We start from the raw sequence: 18,286 nt of genomic DNA, 5'->3' as shown, positions 1-18,286 counted from the left end.
GACGACCCCGCTCAAATGCTCACACTTTCATCTGCGCTCAACGCCGGACAAGCCGCCACGTACCACAAGCTCGACTACGCTTCCTCGACCCAGAGCTACTACCAGCAAGGCGAGGAAGTGAGGGGCGAATGGAGAGGTGAGCTGGCGGCTTCGCTTGGACTTTCGGGCGAGGTCAGCTCGCTCGCCTTCAACCGGCTTGCAGAAGGGCAGCACCCGGAAACCGGTGAGCAGTTGGTAAGACACAGGGAGGCCCAGGAGTACAAAAACCTGGACGGTTCGACTACGAAAGCGGTCGAGCACCGAGCCGGATGGGATGCTCAGTTCGCCCCTTCCAAGTCGGTTTCCCTGACCGCTCTGGTGGGCGGGGATGAGCGAGTTCGAGAGGCTCACCGCGAGGCCGTTGGCGTTGCGCTTGCCGAGCTGGAGCGGTTTACCCAAGCCCGGATCGGCGGCAACAATCCTGCCGAGACGACCGGGAAGTTCGTCGCCGCTACCTTCGAACATGACACAGCCCGACCGGTAGACGGGTACGCCGCCCCACAGCTCCACACCCACGCCGTCATCTTCAACGTGACCGAACGTGCGGACGGATCGACGCGAGCTTTGCAGGAGAAGGCTTTCTTTGAGAGCCAGAACTATGTGACGGCCGTCTACCAGGCCGAACTCTTCCAAAGGCTCAAGAACCTTGGCTACGAAATGGAGGCAGGGAAGAGCGGCGCACCGGAGATCAAGGGCTACTCTGCCGAGTACCTGGAGGCGTCCAGCCCCCGGTCCGCACAGATCAGGGAGCACATGGAAAAGGCCGGCTTCACCGGGCCGGGAGCCGCCCAGATTGCCGCTCATGCCACCCGTGAAGCCAAGCAGGAGTTGACCTCTGCCCAGGTACTCGCCGCGCACCGCGATCTTGCCGCCACGTTCGGCAACCAGCACGAAACTGTCATCAACGCGGCCCGGAGCCGCACCAGGGAGAATGCTGTCACCCCGGAGCAGTCCAACCAGGCGAGGGAGGCCGTCACATACGCGAAAGCCCACGCCTTTGAGCGCGAGGCCGTTGCCGACGAGCGGGTCATTCTGCGGGATGCGCTTCGTCGGGGAATGGGCGACGTGACCGCCGCCGAGGTTCGAGCAGAGTTCCAGACCAGGCAGAGAGCCGGTGAGTTCCGCTCTGTCGAGGCACCCAAGTACGCGTCCGCTGGCCGCTTCACCACACCCGAAACCATCGCTCAGGAACGGGCGAACATCAACCACGTACTCCAGGGAAAGAACACTGTTTCTTCCATCACAACCGCAGCGATGGCCGAAGAGCAGGCGAACGCTCGCGGCTTTCTAAACGACTCCCAACGGCGCGTCGTAGAGGACATTCTGACGACGCGGGACCGGGTTCATGGCTTGCAGGGTTTGGCTGGAACAGGGAAGACGACCGCCCTCGAAACCATCCGCGAGGGCGCGGAAAAGAGCGGGTACAGGGTAGAAGGTTTCGCGCCCACGTCGAAGGCCAGCGGCCAGCTCCGCGACGCGGGAATCGAGGCCAACACGCTGCAAAGTTTCCTCCAGCGTAAAACGGCAATGGACCCCGACGCGCGGCATCTTTACCTACTCGACGAGTCGAGTCTGGCCAGTTCGAAACAGATGCGGCAGTTCCTCGACAAGGTAGGACCGAACGATCACATCGTCGTCATTGGAGACATACGCCAGCACCAGGGCGTAGAGGCAGGCCGCCCTTTCCAGCAGATGCAGGACGCTGGAATGCGAACCTCGCAGCTTGACCAGATCGTGCGGCAGAAGGACCCCGAGCTGTTGCGGGCGGTCGAACATCTCGCACGGAATGAGACCGAACGCGGCATCGCATTGCTTCGCGAGCAAGGCCGGGTCACAGAAATTCCAAACGGACCGGAACGCATTCAGGCCATAGCCCGCGACTACGCTAGCAAGCCGGAAAGCACCATCATCGTCTCCCCGGATAACAAAAGCCGTCAGCTGTTGAACGAGGCGGTGCGGGTGGAACTGAAGGAGAAAGGCGTCCTTTCCGGCAACGCCGAGACGTTCCGCACTCTCACGAACCGTAACGATATGACCGGCGCGGAGCGCACCTGGGCCGCTCGCTACGAACTCGGAAACATTCTCCAGTACACCACCGGCAGCAAGGCCGAAGGCATCGTCAAAGACAGCTTCGCTATTGTCCGCAGCATTGATACCGCTGCGAATCGGCTCACGGTGGAGCTGGAGAACGGGAAGATCGTCAGCTACGATCCGAAGCGTCTGCGAGGCGTCAACGCCTACCGGGAAAGCACCCGCGAGTTCGCCGCAGGCGATCGAATTCAGTTCACCACGAATGCCAAAACGCTCGACATTCGAAACCGCGACCTCGCGACCGTCGTCTCCGCTGCGCCGGGCCAGATGACCGTCCGGATGGACGGCAAAGGCGAGCGCACCGTCACCTTCGATCCTGCCAAGCTGCGGCAGTTCGACCACGGCTACGCCGTAACGTCGCACAGCTCGCAGGGATTGACCCAGGACCGCGTTCTGGCAAACTTCGACACCGGAACAGCCCGCTCGCTGGTGAATACCAGGCTCGCTTATGTCGCTGTATCGCGTGCTTCCCAGGACGCACGCATCTACACGAACGACGCCGATTCTCTGGGCAAGCGGCTTTCCGTCGATATTTCGAAGACCGCCGCCATCGAGATTCCACGTGCCGAGGTAAAGAGTGAGTTGCGCAAGGCCGTGGAAGGATTCCGAGCTGGGAAAACGGACGTATCTATAGATAAGCTCAAAAGCCAAGGGAAGGTCCACCAGCACGCCCAGCCCTCGGAACGGATCTCCGCAGTCGCAAAAGAGTATGCCGCTACGCGAGACAGAACAGTTGTTCTCTCAGAAAAACAATCGGATCGAGCGGCCATCACTGCCCAGGTCCGAGCCGAGCTGCAGCAGGCGGGCCGACTCGCGCCGAACAAGGAAGTTCGGACTGTATTACAGGAGCAGCATTTCAGGCAGGAAGGCAGAGCGGCGGATTACAAACCCGGAGACGTGATCCAGTACGGCAAGGGAAGTCCAAAGCACGGTCTTCTCCCGAAAACTGAAGCTACCGTTGAAGCGGTAGATTCCCGCCGCAACCTCATCATCGTCAGGACGGGCCAGGATGATCTTGTTACCTACAGCCCATCCCGCTTGAAGACCGCGACCAACGATTCCAAGGTCTACCGCCCCGAGCAGCAGCCCATCTCTCAAGGCGAGCGAATCCGCATCACTCGGAATGACAAAGAGCTGAACGTCCGGGCAGGAGATTTTGCAACCGTCACCCGGATCGACGACAGGGGCAGCCTGAAAGTTCGGCTGGACAGCGGCAAGGAGATCGAACTAATGCCCAGGCAGGCTCGGCACATCGAACACGGCTACGCCGTCGAAAGCGGACGCCGCATTTCAGCAGAACGGTTCATCGTGACCGGGGACACCCCAGAAGCCAGGAGCCTGAAGAGCATTCCTGCGAACGCCCGGGACGTGTCCATTCACACGACAGCCCCGGCAGTTCAGCAACAGAAGGCACCCGAACGTGAGAAAACGCCCCAGCAGGAACAAGGTCAAAAGCCCCCGCAACGAGAGATTCAGCGTGGCTACGGTATTGGTCTCAGCCTATAAGCGTATTGCTGTAATTACATACATACACCCGTCGCCGCAGCGGTGCGAAATGTGGGAGACGCCGGCAGCACCGGCGTCTTCCAACGGACTGTGTAAAGGGTGGGACAGTTTCTCCGTTCCACGCTTTGCAGAGGCCGGTCATTTCCACGGCCCCCTTCTGTTAAGGAAAAGAAGCTACCGGCAATGAACAACTTACGCGTCATGAGCTTGTCTTTGTATAGTTATTGCAGCGGCCAATGAGATGACAGATGCGCAGCAACTCAAGGAAATTGCCAACCAGAAGTTTGAAGACCCCTATTTGCTTGGACGGATTGTTTCCCGGCTTCGCGAGAACGACACCTTCGTTCAAAAACATCGCGACAGGAGGAAATGCGATCTCTTCTGGCGAAATGCCGGAGCTTACTGGCGGTGCACGATCTTCGTGAGTCTAGAGAGCGAAGATATTCTCGCTCAAGTTGATCTACACGTTGACGGCATTACTCGTGTCGAGTCATACGAACCGTGCAGCATCACAATCGACCCCACGGAAAACTTGCTCGTATTGTCCAGGATTGCGCCCGCTAGCTGAAAGCATGCGGTCTGTCCGAAGGCTTAGCCAGTGGCTAATTGAAGGAGGAGCTATGGCATTAGGAAAGCGTTGGCTCGGCTGTATGCTCATCGGAGTGGGGCTCATGTTGTTTGGGATTTCTCGGCAACACTGGCAGGAGTGGGCAGGCATCGCTATCCTTTCGGGTGGAATTGTCCTGGTGTTGCCAAACCGGATCATAGGAAGACCTGTACGCTGACGCATCCTCGCCCCCGAACCAAGATCATCGTTTCTGCAGATTATTCCCCAGCGACCAGAGTCGGTTCAATCCAGACCTGCCGATGCTGCATTCGTTGAACGCCGTAGCCCTGATTGCGCCAATGGCCGCGTCGCCAGTGCATCCGGTGAGTGAGGCCGGTCACTCCTTTGCCGTCGCTGCCGGAAACACGATAGTTCTTTCCGATGATATTGGGCTGCCAGAACTCGGACCCGCGCTTCGACCGTTTTCCGCTGAACGTGCCTTGGGTCAGCAACTCGGGACGTGCTGCCATCGCTAGTACAAGATTGAAGACAAGACCAGCAATCATGCCACCAAGCCTACGTTCAGCAACACTGAAGGGAACACTACCGGGCATGACGTCGTTATCTTCAAGTGCTTTGCTTAGATCTATAAGAGTGTTTGCTTCGCCATCGATGATGTGATGCACGACGGCCGGACTGCCGGGTTTCTCCGCTAAAACCGTCCGTATGTACAGCTGACTTTTGGGGAGGGTGAAATCGTGCTCAACCCCGCTGGGGACGCGGACTCTATTGCCCTCGAAGGCACGGGAATACCACAGAAAGCCAATGCTGCCGGACCCCGGTATCGTGATTGCCCCTGGAGGCAGAATAAAGACGGCAGCATCGAACGGCAGGTGCAAAGCCTTCCAGTCGATCGCTTCGGGAGGCGTGGTCTTAGACAAAGCCATCAGAAGATCGTGCTCTACAAAGAAGGTCGGAACCCGCAAATCGGTCAATCTGGCTGCATGAAACGAGGCGGCGGCGATCATGCCGGCATTGTGAGTGTCCCTGTCGAGCTGGTGGGGGGACCTCCGAAAGAACAGAGCGTAACTCCTAAAGATCGATGCAAGATCGAAGGCGACTGCTTTCGGGCTGGTATAGGCGGACACATTGTCATAAATGCGCGGGTAACAGAGAGGCCAATAGCTCTGCGTTTCGTAGTCCTCTTCTGTTCCCATCTCTGGCATGTCCGGATAGATGTATTTAGGCATCCTGTGGCTCCTGAAGTGGACGAGCGTCGTTGTCTAACCTTGCGTACTCACCGACTCAACTTCGTCATGAGCGATCTTGTGGTTTCTGCGGCTTCTTCATCTTTGCGCGTCTGCAGAGTGGACAGCGGAACTTACGCTTTCCGTGGAAGATGTGGCCTTTGAGCTCCACCATCGTGACTCGACACCTTTTACACGTCACTCGTGCTCCCTCGTTGAGAAGCCAAACCTGTCTTCAGCGGTTAGACTGGAAGGATGACCGTCTCCGCTGGTCGAAGTTGCCGACCATGCCGTTTTGAAGGAATGCCGCATTCCAGCAGGTTCATGTGTGCTCCGATATGCCGACTGGAGAAGTACCTCGCCCGTCCTGCGGGCTACACTCAATGATCTATGAAAACAATCGCAGCCATCGCGGCGTTCCTGCTGATCTTTAGTCCTGCCAACACGCAGACAGTTGACTGGAGCAGCGCCTGGGGGAAATACAACGCTGACACACACCGCCTCTGCCCTTCCCAAAAGTTAGAAGATCTCTCCGACGGGCAGTATGACGACGTGTTGGATGGATTTCTTCCAGCCTATCCCGCTGCCGTTAGATCTAGGATCTCAACGATTGTTAACTATCCAAAGACCTGTGCTGCGGAGACGGCCGGCTTCAGTTGCGAGTTCGGCGCACACCTGCGGTCTTTTCAGCGGATTGGCTTGCGACACGCATTTGTCGCATACTCCTGCCGCCATTGGCGTTGTGAAGAGGCAACCCTATGTAAGCAGCTTGCCCCGCAGAGATGAAGGATCGAATCTCCCGGAAAGTCGGTGTTTTCGCTAAGTTCAGGCTCTCGGGTCAGAGATCAACAATTCGACCCAACTGGCCGGCCAAGGTTGGCAGTAACGCCGCTTCAAGGGACGTAGAAGAAACGTAACAGGTGCTCGAAGCGATGGAAAACGGCAAGTTTGTAAGCTACCTGAGAGTCTCAACGGCACGGCAGGGCATAAGCGGGCTGGGCCTCGAAGCACAGCGCGCTGCCGTCGCCGCCTTTCTCGATGGTGGAGACTGGACGCTTGTAGAGGAAGTTCTTGAGGTCGAAAGCGGCAAGCGCAATGATCGTCCTGCCCTCGCTACCGCCCTCAAGCTCTGCCGCAAGCATCGCGCTACCCTGGTAATCGCCAAGCTGGACCGTCTGGCCCGCAACGTCGCCTTCATCTCGAACCTCATGGAGTCTGGCGTCGAGTTCGTGGCTGTCGATATGCCCCAGGCGAATCGGTTCGTAGTCCACATCTTGGCCGCTGTTGCAGAGCAGGAAGCCGAGGCCATCTCGAAGAGGACCAAGGCAGCCCTCGCCGCCGCAAAGGCACGGGGAACTAAGCTTGGCGGCCGGCGCGTCTCGGCTGAGCGGTTTGCAGAGATCGGAGCTGCTGCGCGGCAAGTGCGTAGCCAGAAAGCGAGCCAGGTCCGCTCGGAGCTCGTTCCAACCATCACAGCCATACGAGCCACCGGCGCGAGCTCGCTCCGCGCGATCGCCGCAGAACTCAATGCCCGTGGGATCCCAACGCCCCGAAGAGTTGGGCATTGGTCTGCGGTCCAAGTTCAAAGGGCGATGGAACGGTAGAGAGTACCCAAGGGGTCCAGGGTTTCCTATAATCTCGCTTTCAAGGCGCATCGTCGAACAAACCAACCTCGAACAAATGTCGCCTTTGAGGGATACTGAGATGGTCTGGCAATCTGCTAGCGTGAGTTGAACTCTGGGGTGAGGTCGTACGTTAGGTATGCAAGGATTGCGTGGCGATAAACATAGGATGGGGCTAGATTCATGCTGGCTCTGCGTGCTCAACTTCTCAATTCTCGCGGCCATTCCTGCGCTCGCCCAGGGTTCACCGGTCGCGCCGCCTCCGGCTCAGGTGACCTTCTACTCCCATGGAGTGACAATGCTGGGAGGTCTGCCCGGCCATGATCCCGCAGCGTTCAAAGGTCGTATTTTCGATGCAGACCACCAACTGGCTTTCATGGAACCAAGCCACTTCATCACGTTCAATATGGCACCGGGTCTCCACACGTTGTCGGCAACGTGGTGGACAGCGAAGCACTCGAACAGTGGAGCGCACATCACACTGAACCTCGTCGGAGGTGAGCAATACTTCATCGAGACGATGGTTCTAAATTCGGGGTTCATGTTCGGCTCGGTAAGTCTCAAAATCAGAGAAGTCACCTGCGAAGGCGCGCGGCGAGACAACACTCACAGTAAGCCTCTCGAGGCAACGCATTTAAGACCTGACGGTGTGCCGATCGCCCTACTCAGCACAACCTTCCCGCAGTGCCCTTAGCCACAGTTCCTCGGAAACGTCGAAGTTTTCGGATCGTCGGGACGCTGACGTACCCGGCTGAAACCTCCGTTTCAGGAGTAACAAGATTGTCCGCCGTCAGCGAATGCCTATTTACTCCGACAGGTTGGTTTCGAAAGCGGTGACGAAGGAGCGGGCCTTGATTCGAACGGCCTCCCAGCGAGGATCGGTAAGCACCTGCAGGGGATCGAGAATGTCCGGCGTTGCATGGCAGTACTTATTCAATTCATCGCGCAATGCGATGGCTGCATTGGCTTGCGCCCGCGATAGACCAGCACCGTACTCTTCGAGGAAGAGTTCCACCAGCGAATCGTCCCACGTGTTGATCAGCTCTTCGGGTCGCTCCCATGCAAAGGCGTCTGCAGCTAGCCATCTGCTGCGCTGACGCTCGGTGTCGCCGATAGCTCTAGCTGCATCTACGAGGTTGGAAGTCCATAGCTCTCGGGTGGGTGCCATATGCGTTCTGTCACGTTACAGCGAACTATTACCCACGACAACTTCGGTTGGCAGGGGTAATTGCCGACAACACCGTTTTGGGGAGCGGCGGAACTGCTGAGTAGAAGCCAGCTCCTTTCTCGATTGGTTGGAGGCGACATGAAAGCTGGGAGAGAATATCGCATAATGCTGTGTATGCGCTCGATTCGATTCGCTTTGCTGGTTTGGTTACCGGTGCTTGTTGCGTCGGCTCACGGACAGAAGTCGCAGATCATGATCCTCGGAACAACGCACTTCGACAATCCGAATCACGACATCAGCAATATGGCAGTGGACGACGTCCTTACGCCAGCACGGCAGCAGCAGATTGAAAAACTGGTTGAAGCTGTTGCGCGATTCAAACCCACTCGCATTGCCATCGAGTTGCCGCCATCAGAACAGGCACACCTTGACCAGCGCTACGCGGCATATCGCAGCGGAAATTATGCATTGACTTCCAACGAACGCGACCAGCTCGGTCTGCGCCTCGCCGCCAAGATGGGCATCTCCCAACTGGATGCGGTGGACTACAAGTCGGGTCCCCCAGGACCCGATGACGCCTACGACTTCGCCGCCTATGCTGCTACTCATGGTCTGCAATCGCGGTTCGAGGCGTTTCTCGCGGAAGGCAAGCAATTTGCCGCCGGAGAGTCCACCTATCTGCACACTCATACCATGTTCGAATGGTTTCAGCGTGCGAACGCGCAGGAGTACCGGTTGTCGAATAACAGAATTTACTTCGAGATGCTGCGGTTCGGCGATAACAAGACCAACCCTGGGGCGAACTGGGTTGGCGGTTGGCATGCGCGCAACATGATCATCTTGGAAAACGTGCGACGGCTCGCCAAGCCAGAAGATCGCGTGCTCGTCATCTTCGGCGCGGGCCACACTTTCCTGCTGGATCAGTTTGCCAAAGAATCAGGGTACTTCGATGTCGTGAATACGGAGAAATTTCTAGGCTATCGCATAGAGGACACTTGATGCCGGTTCCGTGGTTCTAGACGGGGACCCTGACAAACTTCGGCAGGCTGAAGTGGCAGATCGCGAACATATGACTCTGATCGCAGACAGCTTCAAGAATGGAATTCCCACTGCCACCGTGGTCCGCGTAACCAACGCAGATCACTACATTTTTCTCTCCAACGAGGCAGAAGTTCTACACGCACTGAACAGCTTCCTTTCAAATAATCCATAGACAAGTGCAGGGCGCAACTCTGTAGCAGCGAGTGCTCCCACAAGTTCTCGTGTCGGCAGGTCGGCCACCCCGGCACCCCGGAAGGTCGAAATTGGTCAAAACACCGTTTTCATTGAAGGTGCTTACGAATATGCAGGACAGATGCTAGGGGAGTCGAGGAAAGAGGCAATTGGTCGGCTTGTGAGGGAGAACCAGGGTCGTTTACAGAGGTCAGACTTCCTCGACGGTCTCTCGCTCGCCGTTGGATCGGCCATTCGCCCAAGCCAGTTGTTGAGCTTGAAGGCTACCGACAATGTACGGACCGCCCTCAGCACCGGTTACGCTGCTGCGGTAAATGGGCAGCCCGATACGGGCCACGGCTTCTTCAGCCGGGATGAAAGCCTCAGTGCTTTGGGCATACCCCTGCTGCTGTCTAGGTCTTTGCCGGAGGAGAATGCCTTTTTGTGGGTGAAGCAAAGCGCCTGGTGTGGAGCAGTGGCTATTACAACCGGGAAAGTCCTAGGGGCATGTGAGGGAATCCGTGCCTTCGACGGCGATGCTGTATCGCTGCTCTCTGAGGACCATACCCAAGGAATCATCTTCGACAGACACGACGACTTCGTGCAGAACTTCGAGGCGTCAGTGTGGGGGTCGAGGTGGCTGGCGGCAGCGTCCAGCTTGGGAATCGGGTAACGCTAACGTACCCGTCTAGAATCTCCGTGTCAGGAGTAACAAGATGACATGCGCGCGCGTCCGAGTTGTTTGTGATAGGCAGCTGCACTACTTGGGAAGATCAAGGATGTTCAGGTTCACTTGCTCACGGGGCTTGAGCCATATATGTTTTGCTGGTCCTAGCCGCTTGTCCAGTTCGACAGGGGAAAAGTTACTGACTGCACTCTCGTCGAATGCCTCGAAAAGCTTGTAGTGGCCGGGAGGTAAATTGCCCACGGTGATGGAAGCGGGGCGTCCAAGCTCCATCATGGATCTTTCCTGGGAGAACTGACCGTGCGGGGTAGCTCCAAAGAATTGTGGAACCAGTAGCTCGAAGAAAGGGTTTACGATTCCAACCGCATCGGCCAACACGGCACCGGGAGCCGGCTTAGTCCAAGGCTTTTCGAAGTGAATCCTACCGCAGTCGTCTCGCACCGTAATGTCAAGAGCCACGCTGGTTCTGTCCATGCCGATCACTAGCGGATGTTGGAGCAGGTCTAGGCCGGCGGCACTTATCTTTGACACATACCCCAGATCCAGAACCTGTGTAATAAGCCAGAAACGGCCAGGCTGTGAGCCAACTGCCTCGTAGAGATCGGTGTTTTTCTCTGTTACATGAACAGTGACTCCTTGGCCGCCGAAATTGTCTGCAGAGAGCATTTCAATCTGAAAAGGGGGAGGAAGCTTCGTGCCCGGCGAAACAAAAAGTACGCCACCCGGTCTTTTCGGAGAGCACACATCGTGCGTTGATCCATCTGCCGAGGAGGTTGTCTTCTCATGGTGAACCCGGATCTCGACCGGTGCCGCATCATCTTCCGGGACTGCTGGAAGCATTACGGACACCGGCTTACCCGCAACCGCCACTGAGATATAACCTCCGAGGAAGACAGGCTGTTTTGCTCCTCCTGTCTTAAATGGGTCTTTCAGGGAGTAGGCTGCATGTTGATGAAACGTATAGTTGCCGTCGGGAAGATGGATTGTGCTCTGTTGACGGTCGCCAGATGGATGCAGGCGGCGCACACAATTGACAGAAGGGCTCACTGGTAGCTCTAAGTTCCGGCCGTTCCTATCGACAATCTCGAGGAAGCCCGGGCTCAAGTCTGGATCATGCAGGATGGTCACCGGATGAAAGACCTGGTGCTGCAGCCTGAGGTCTGCCACCGCGTGCCCGCCTTCCGTGAGAATGATCGGCACCGCTTTGTGGAAGTCCAGCACGCCCGGTTCCGACTCTGGCGCGAAACCCCCGTCCGGCATATAGGGACTGTCGTTACAGGTGTTCGTATCAGGGGGAAGTGGATCGTTGTCGAAGAGCCATTGGCTGACCACGAAGTAGGTACCTGCCGGCAACTCTCCGAAGTGATAGCTCCCGCTGGTATCGGTTCGCTGCTGGCCGATGTGAATCCAGTGGGGCCTTCCCGCTGTATATTGGACCCGGTACAAACTGACCATCAGGCTCTTCATAACGAGTCCGTCGCTGGATATGACCTTCCCGTTGAGCTCAGCCTCAGGATTCAGCTTGAAGCGCAGCTCTCCCATACCAGGCATCACACTCACTTCAAAAATGGGGATTGAAGATCCGCTGGAGTCAGGCGCAAGATAGGCGGCCTTGGTCACATAGAAGTACTGTCTCTCCTTGAAGTCCATGGATTCGAACCGAAAGCGTCCCTCTGCATCCGTCATCTGCTGTTGTTTAGGCCCAGGAATCTTATGCGGAGGGGACGGCCTTGGCGAAATCAAGTTGCGCGGCGGAGTTGTCAAATAGCGCCTGTCTTCGGGACGCAAAGTGCCTACAACGGCTCCTTCAATTGGCTTGCCTGTAATCGCGTTTAGTACAACGCCAGTCACAGGCATGCTGGTAGGGTAGGAGCTGAATGGCGGGTCTTGTTGACAACGCAGGGCGGGCGTCAGACCCCAAAAGACGAGCACGGCAAGCAGCCACGGACGTTCCAAACCTGACAGCGCAAATGCGCACCGCGCGCCAGTTCCTGATGCTCTGGAGCAATCGAGTCTGACCATCTTGCTAGTTTCTCAGAGGGTAGCAACCCCAGACTATCCCTCCGAAGAGGAACAATAATGACCGGGCTGATCCTTGGGTCTGAAATGAATTGAATCTTCCTACATTCACCCACGTTGACTCCGGTCATCGAGGTGAAACTCCCGAAAAGTCGGTGTTTGCGGCAATCTCGGCTCCTGGAGGCCAGCGACGACGGCCGGAACGGGCTAAATAGCCCGTGGTTGCCGACACCGTCGTTTTGCATGAACTGATCCCTGCGATGGGCGGCTTCTTGATCTAGCTTTCTCGGATTTGGCGGAAGAACATGTTTATCGAAGGATATGGACTCAGGACGGCGACTAAGACTGCCAACACCGTGAGCGCGAGGAATGCTGCGTCTATACCCGAGGCCCACAAGTCGGTAAGGATGAAATGAGGCCAGTTTTCCGTACTGACCTCCAATATCATAAGAAGCAAACTTAGAGCCGCACTCAGCCGGAAAGATTTGAACCCGAGCAGGATGGCTGGAAGCGCGAGAAGGAAAGGAGCCCATCCCAACACAGGAGCGAAGCCGCTACTTACGTATCCTCCTAGGAAGGAAACAGCGGAAGCCAGGAGGAACGCTGGGATCCAGAGCAGCAAATAGAGAACGCTGCCGATGATTATCGTTGGCTTGCCCATTTGTGTGTCGCTCATCAAAGCTAAGCATAAGGAGCGATCTCGTGCAGATCTTCAATGGTCCCTGAAAGTCGGTGTTGTCGGCAACTTCGTTTATCTGGGCCGCAGCCTTGCGGCATGGAGAGGGCTGGCCGGGTCAAAGTTGCAAGTAATGCCTTTTCCGCGGGCAGACGTTGATGAATGCATCGGCCTGTTCTCAACAGTCGAGCTCGTCGAGGGGAGCAACGAAAGGCGACCCGATTTAATCACGAGGTACCCTCATCAATCAGGGGAAGTGCGACTTGTCCACCTACAACCTGTCAGCGCGTTCTAGCTTCGCCATGCCCGGTTAGCGCGCCACCGTCAGCATCGCCGCCGTCCCGTCGTTCACGGTGATGGTGTAAACCCCATTCACGGGCGTGACCTGTGTAGACACCACGGGTCCTGTAAGTTGCCCATCGCTGGTCCCGTCAAACGTCTGGCCGCCGATCGTGATCCCGCTGGTTGCGCTCAGGCTCGGCGCCGTCAAGGCGGTCAGCGTTCCAGGCTCGCCATAGGTTCCCAGATCCAGCATCACCGTTTTCGACTGAGCAGGCCCGTCCAGATCCTTTTCGAGCACGGCCACGCGCAGGGTTCCCGCGGCATCGATCGTCGCCCAGACCTTCACGTTGCCCGCGGTCTGGGTGATCGCCACAGGAAGTGGGCTTGCGTCGTTCTGAATCGCCTGCGCCAGAAACAACACACCGTAGAACGGCGCGTGCACGGTCAGACTGCCATTGTTGCTGTAGGCGATGTCGTACGGCAGGGGGCCTCCCGTGATTGTGCCGTTCGAGTGAAGGTTGAACCCGGCCGCTCCTCCGGCCTTGGCCTCAAACGCCATGTCCACCACCCATAACGCGGCCGCCATGGTATCGCTCACGCCAGCAAAGCCCCCACAGGCGACGGTATTCACCTCACCCACGCGTACCGGCACTGGATTGAGGGTCTTGACCAGCGCGCCATACCGCGAGAAGTACCGGGCTATGGACAGATCCTCCATCAGCTGCGGGATGGTCGGCGTGGTATCGCAGGCCTCGAGCGCATACAGATGCGCCGTAAAGATCGAAATCTGCCCCGACAGTTGCGTCATCAACGCGGGAATGCCAGGGTCCCAGGTGCGTCCCGATTCCGCGGACACCACCAGTTGCGGCTGCGTGAGGTACGGCGCCATCGTCGCTTGGTAGCCGGCCGTCTCGGTAAGAAAGTCGGTATATGTCCAGTTCGTTGGCCGATAGCCGTTCCTTACGTACAGGTCCGGCTCATTATCCAACTCCACCCCTTTTATCTGGGCGCTGCCCACAGCCGCGATTGCCTGGGCGAGCTCCGAAGCAGCCTGGCCGGGGTTGTACGTCGCGGAGGTCCCCAGGATGTAGCTCGGCTTGGTGGTCACACCGTTTGCCGTAAAAGTCGCCGCGTTCGTCAGCGGACCCAGTACGGCCGCGGTTCCAGTCGGCAATCCGGTCCGTATGCTGGGCGAGCCCACATACTGCTGCAGGTTTGCCAGCAGGTTGATGAAACTGGGGTAGGTAGTCGCCCCCGTGCCGGCAAGTTCCTCAAGCGTCACCTGCGGCAAAGAGAACCCGATGAAGTACGGCGGAAACGCCGTGCCGGGGGCCGCAGGGTTGACTGTTGCCGCCACCACGTTGGCCGGTGCCGTGGTCAGGACGACGTCATTCTGCTGTGTCTGCGTCCCTACGGTCGCCGTGACGGTGAACGGGGCCGTGCCGTTCGTCAGCGACGATGCTCCCGTCAACTTCACCTCTCCTGAGCCGATCCCCACCGGCGACAGATTGACCGTGAAGCTGGACGGAGTGGCGGTCACGCCCGCAGGCTGTCCGCTGACCTGGATGTTCACCGGCCCCTGGTAGCCGCCGACGCCGTAGGTGATGGCATCGAAGATCGCCGAGCCGCCGGGCGGCACGCTCAGGCTGGCCGGCGTGGACAGCACAATACTCTGGAGTTGCGAGCCCACGTTCACCGTGACCGGCAGGTTGTGCGTCGCCGTGCTCGATGAGGTCAGCACGGTAAGCACACTGTTCCCCGCAGTCAACCCGGCAGATGCCGCCGTGACCGTCACGGGAACCGCGGTGCCCAGCGGCAGCGCGAAGCTGGCGGGCGACGCCGAGACGCCGGCAGGCAAGCCGCTCAAGGAGCCCATTACGGCTCCGTTGAAGCCGTTCACCGCCGTCGCCGTGACGGTCATTATCTGCGTGGAGCCCGGCACAATGCTCAGCGCGGGCGTGGAGCTAATGATGGAATAATCGGCCGACGTTCCCGTCGTCAGGGTCACCTGCTCCGTGTGGGTCAAGCTGCCGGAGGTGGCCGTGACCGTAAAAGGCATAATGGCCGAGGCCACCGCCGTGTTCGCGCGCAGTTGGACCATCAACGGAACGCCCGGGGTCAAGATATAGCTGGTACTTGTCTGCGTTACCCCGGCGGGCAGCCCGCTGACCGTCACCGTGACCGGGCCACTGAAGCCATTCAGTGCTTCCGCCGTGACGTTCAAGGTCGTGCTCGTTCCTCCCGCCAAGGAGAGGCTTTGAGGACTCGCATTCAGGCTGAAGTCCGCTACCGGTGTAATGGACGCCGTCGTCATTGCAGCCAGCGAGGCAAGACCGGATGTGTCCGTGACCACCAGGGATATCGTGTACGTGCCGGCCATTGCATAGGCGTGGGTCGGGCTAGCGCCTGTCCCGATGGTGCCATCACCAAAGCTCCATGAGAAGCTCAGAGCCTGCCCCTGCGGATCGCTCGAGGCACTCCCATTGAAGCTGACCGCCGTACCCGCCAGCCCCGTATACGGACCGGCAACGTTCGACGTGGGTGCCTTTAGAGATGGAGCGGCTGGGCTACCTGTGCCTCCTCCTGAGCAGCCGAATAAGAACACGAGCGACACGGCCAGACAGACAAGTGTGGCCGGAAAGCCACCACTGAGGTGAAACTTGGTTCGACGCACGTGGGTCCCTTTGTATGTTCGGAGCAGTCTTAGACCCTCTAAGAACCCAGCTCGCGCGCGATAGTTGCTTCATTCCCGTTGAGGGTCCGCTCGGCATTGCCGGCCCACCGGCCAGTACACGAGCAAAACCCGGCGACAGGGCGTCTTAGGGGTTAAACCACTTTCAGCTTCCGTCAGTCCTTGACCGCATGCTGGAGGGCGGCTTGCTTGGCACAAATGCTCGCGAAGATGCGGAGTATGGGCCTGGCTACCGTTCACGGGTATAGCATAGCGGGTGCTGGAAAGGACCATTTCATTAGCTGGTGCGAGAAATGGTGCTGGCGCTAGGTGAGCGGCTCGTGGTTACGCGATCTTCGATCTCTGCGGGCCGTTCGCTGATAGAGATCGCATCGACGATCCGGCCTCGAGACTGCCCGGCAGCCTTGGCGTGCACGGAGCGGCGGATCTGCCGCCGGGACCGCAGGTGCTGCATCAACTCCTTCTTCAGCACTCCTCGCGCCTGAATAAATAAGCTGCGATAGATGGTCTCGTGGGACACGCGCATGCTCTCGTTGCTGGGATACCGTCTCTTCAACCAGCCGGCGATCTGCTCCGGCGACCAGTTCAGAATCAGTTTACTGGCCACGATCAAGCGCAGCTTCCTGTGCCTGGCAAGCAGGCAGACCTTGGGTCGCAGAGCAGACTTCCAAGCTCGATCATCGGCTTCACTGGCTCGATACATCGGTCGCCCACCATGCCGCGCCACCTCTCGGCTTACCGTCGACGCAGCCCGCTCGAGTCCTCTGGCGATCTCACGAATCGAAGAACCGGATGCAATGCCTCGTGAGATCTCTTCCCGCTCGGCCAGCGTGAGCGTGCGCTGCGATCGGCGTTGGACTGCTGGTGCGATTCCGCCGTGCTTGGCTAACAAAAATTGAATCGAGCCATGATCCTTGTCGAAGGCGCGTCCAATCTCATGCAATGACTCGCCCGCCTTCCAACGTCGCCAAATGCCGACCTTCTCCTCAGCGGAAAGACCGTGCCGTCTCCCTTGTCTCATACAACACCTCCAAATCAGATAGTGTTGCATCGACCAGTTGAGACCGCCCCGACTTTCGGGGAGCTTATGCTATGTTCATTCTGCTGGCATGCGTTTTTATGCAAAAGACCGTTTGGCCAGAATCTCACTGCCTCTTCACATCATGTTAGCGTCCGCACACTCCCTGGAAGCGGCGTTTGAGGAATCCGCCGGGCCGGTGGACGCTAGCGGCAAAGGCGTCCGTTTATTGATCAGGATGTTGCCCAGCAAGAGGAGACCGTCAAGGTAGGCACCATTGCCGCGCGTTGACGGGTTAGCGATGGACAGGATGAGGACGGCTGGGTGGGCGGCCAGTAAGAACGTGGATACGCTGGTGTGTGATGTTGATGCGGCAGGCGAGAGGGTCGAGAACTCCACCACAGGTCCGTTCGCGAAGACTAAGCCAGGCGACTTGGGAGGGGCTCAGCATCCAGGCGGTCGCGTTGGTCGCGTGGTGGACCTGGTCGAGGTAGTCGGCCGCCGTGACGTCGAGGTCGGCCGCCTGAGCGTTGAGTTGCTCGCAGACACCGTTCCGCGGCGCGACGGTGCCATCGGCGGAGACGCAAAAGTCCTCATCGTGCTCGACAAGGATCTTCTTATTGTTGCCGGTGATGAAGTAGCGGGTCACGACGGGTCCGACGCGGGCGCTCGTGGACCACTGGATGAAGTCGCCGACGAAGGCCGGAGGAAACTGGCTGAGACCCAGGGTGTCCTCCTTGATTTGCTTCGAGAATAGATTGAGGGCAGGGGTTGGTTCGCCATTTGTGGGGGCGAAGTAAAAGCCGCCCAGCGCAATACCAGTCTGCAGATCGATCCAGAGAAAGCCGCGACCCTGGAGGTAAGGTCCCTGTTGACCAACGACAAGGAGGTACCGGTTGTCCCGTAGCTCAACCGGGATGCGGGAGCCGTCGAAAGCCATCGAGAGGGCGTCAGGGAGGCTCATGTCCCGCCCATAGTGGAAGATGCAGCCTGGGACGAAGAGCTTCATTAGCCTTTTGAATTGCTTATCGCGGAGGAGATCTTTGGCTGGAGCTCCGGAGAACTGTTGAAGGTAGGCAAGATCGGCGGGTGGCAGGAGTGCCTGGAAGATGCCGGGATCGTAGTTCGATCCGGGTGGCAAAGGTGGTTCAGCTGGCTGTATTGCAGTGGAGGTCGTGGCTTGCTGGAGTGGAGTGGCGGCTGACAGGGGAAGGGCGAGCAATTGGATGGCGAGGATGCGAAAAAGAGCGTGCATGATCCTGGAGTCCTTCCTGTGGGCTACGACTTGGCTTAGAGTGTACTCGACAGAGCTGGTTTCGAGGCCCCTCGTTGCTCAAGCACACACAGACGCGCGCTTTCGTCCTGTGTTCAGCTGCGCACGATACGGCAGATGCTGTGCAGCTTTTCCTGGGCCAATAAGAGCCACGCTCGCGCCGCCAGGCGGCGCCGTGCCATCAGTTTTGTCTGAAAACGGTTTATGGG

13 protein-coding genes and 1 pseudogene are annotated in these 18,286 nt (G+C 58.3%); 7 read left to right on the top strand and 7 right to left on the bottom strand.

Features of this window, described 5'->3' with window-relative positions:
- The first annotated feature begins 15 nt into the window (after positions 1–15).
- On the top strand, positions 16–3,636 hold the full coding sequence (gene mobF / locus ACIX9_RS22915) for a MobF family relaxase (RefSeq protein WP_013573272.1): 3,621 nt from the start codon (positions 16–18) through the stop codon (positions 3,634–3,636).
- Positions 3,637–3,877: 241 nt separating this feature from the next.
- Positions 3,878–4,204 carry a hypothetical protein gene (locus ACIX9_RS22910; protein ID WP_013573271.1) on the top strand — a complete coding sequence of 109 codons (327 nt, stop codon included), beginning with the start codon at positions 3,878–3,880 and terminating at the stop codon, positions 4,202–4,204.
- Between the two features lie 257 nt (positions 4,205–4,461).
- Here the strand turns inward: ACIX9_RS22910 and ACIX9_RS22905 are convergent, their stop codons facing one another.
- A complete protein-coding gene (locus ACIX9_RS22905) occupies positions 4,462–5,433 on the bottom strand; it encodes a hypothetical protein (protein WP_013573269.1) in 972 nt (323 codons plus the stop codon).
- 387 nt (positions 5,434–5,820) lie between these two features.
- On the opposite strand from ACIX9_RS22905, the gene ACIX9_RS26615 reads away from it, so the two are divergent.
- The 3 genes from ACIX9_RS26615 to ACIX9_RS22890 all read left to right on the top strand — a co-directional run bounded on the left by ACIX9_RS26615 (position 5,821) and on the right by ACIX9_RS22890 (position 7,746).
- The gene (locus ACIX9_RS26615) at positions 5,821–6,216 is read left to right on the top strand and encodes a hypothetical protein (protein ID WP_013573268.1); all 396 of its coding nucleotides are present in this window, start codon (positions 5,821–5,823) and stop codon (positions 6,214–6,216) included.
- Between the two features lie 146 nt (positions 6,217–6,362).
- Complete coding sequence (locus ACIX9_RS22895; RefSeq protein ID WP_013573267.1) at positions 6,363–7,034, top strand: recombinase family protein; 672 nt, start codon at positions 6,363–6,365, stop codon at positions 7,032–7,034.
- Between the two features lie 214 nt (positions 7,035–7,248).
- Positions 7,249–7,746, top strand: a complete 498-nt coding sequence (locus ACIX9_RS22890) for a hypothetical protein (RefSeq protein WP_198152270.1) — start codon at positions 7,249–7,251, stop codon at positions 7,744–7,746.
- Between the two features lie 111 nt (positions 7,747–7,857).
- Here ACIX9_RS22890 and ACIX9_RS22885 read toward each other — a convergent pair whose 3' ends face one another.
- Entirely contained in the window at positions 7,858–8,220 is a 363-nt protein-coding gene (locus tag ACIX9_RS22885; protein ID WP_013573265.1) for a hypothetical protein, read from the bottom strand.
- A gap of 174 nt (positions 8,221–8,394) precedes the next feature.
- On the opposite strand from ACIX9_RS22885, the gene ACIX9_RS22880 reads away from it, so the two are divergent.
- Positions 8,395–9,219, top strand: a complete 825-nt coding sequence (locus ACIX9_RS22880; RefSeq protein WP_041598280.1) for a DUF5694 domain-containing protein — start codon at positions 8,395–8,397, stop codon at positions 9,217–9,219.
- Positions 9,220–9,574: 355 nt separating this feature from the next.
- Positions 9,575–10,105: a hypothetical protein gene (locus ACIX9_RS22875; RefSeq protein ID WP_013573262.1), complete on the top strand. Its 531-nt coding sequence runs from the start codon at positions 9,575–9,577 to the stop codon at positions 10,103–10,105.
- Between the two features lie 87 nt (positions 10,106–10,192).
- On the opposite strand, the gene ACIX9_RS22870 is transcribed toward ACIX9_RS22875, so the two are convergent.
- From ACIX9_RS22870 to ACIX9_RS22850, 5 genes and pseudogenes are all read right to left on the bottom strand, one after another.
- Entirely contained in the window at positions 10,193–11,974 is a 1,782-nt protein-coding gene (locus tag ACIX9_RS22870; protein WP_013573261.1) for a hypothetical protein, read from the bottom strand.
- A 439-nt stretch (positions 11,975–12,413) separates the two neighbouring features.
- Positions 12,414–12,812 (bottom strand): hypothetical protein, encoded by a 399-nt coding sequence (locus ACIX9_RS26170; protein WP_041598278.1) that lies wholly within the window; start codon positions 12,810–12,812, stop codon positions 12,414–12,416.
- A 310-nt stretch (positions 12,813–13,122) separates the two neighbouring features.
- Positions 13,123–15,699, bottom strand: coding sequence for a glycosyl hydrolase family protein (locus tag ACIX9_RS22860; RefSeq protein WP_157478398.1), 2,577 nt, complete (start codon positions 15,697–15,699; stop codon positions 13,123–13,125).
- Between the two features lie 415 nt (positions 15,700–16,114).
- Positions 16,115–16,807 (bottom strand): annotated as a pseudogene (locus tag ACIX9_RS22855) (transposase); the annotation flags it as partial.
- A gap of 292 nt (positions 16,808–17,099) precedes the next feature.
- Entirely contained in the window at positions 17,100–18,059 is a 960-nt protein-coding gene (locus tag ACIX9_RS22850; protein WP_013573257.1) for a lysozyme inhibitor LprI family protein, read from the bottom strand.
- Between the last annotated feature and the right edge of the window lie 227 nt (positions 18,060–18,286).

The organism is Granulicella tundricola MP5ACTX9 (assembly GCF_000178975.2).
Lineage (GTDB): Bacteria > Acidobacteriota > Terriglobia > Terriglobales > Acidobacteriaceae > Edaphobacter > Edaphobacter tundricola.
The sequence above is the reverse complement of the archived record's forward strand: the minus strand, read 5'-3'. Positions and strand labels throughout refer to the sequence as shown.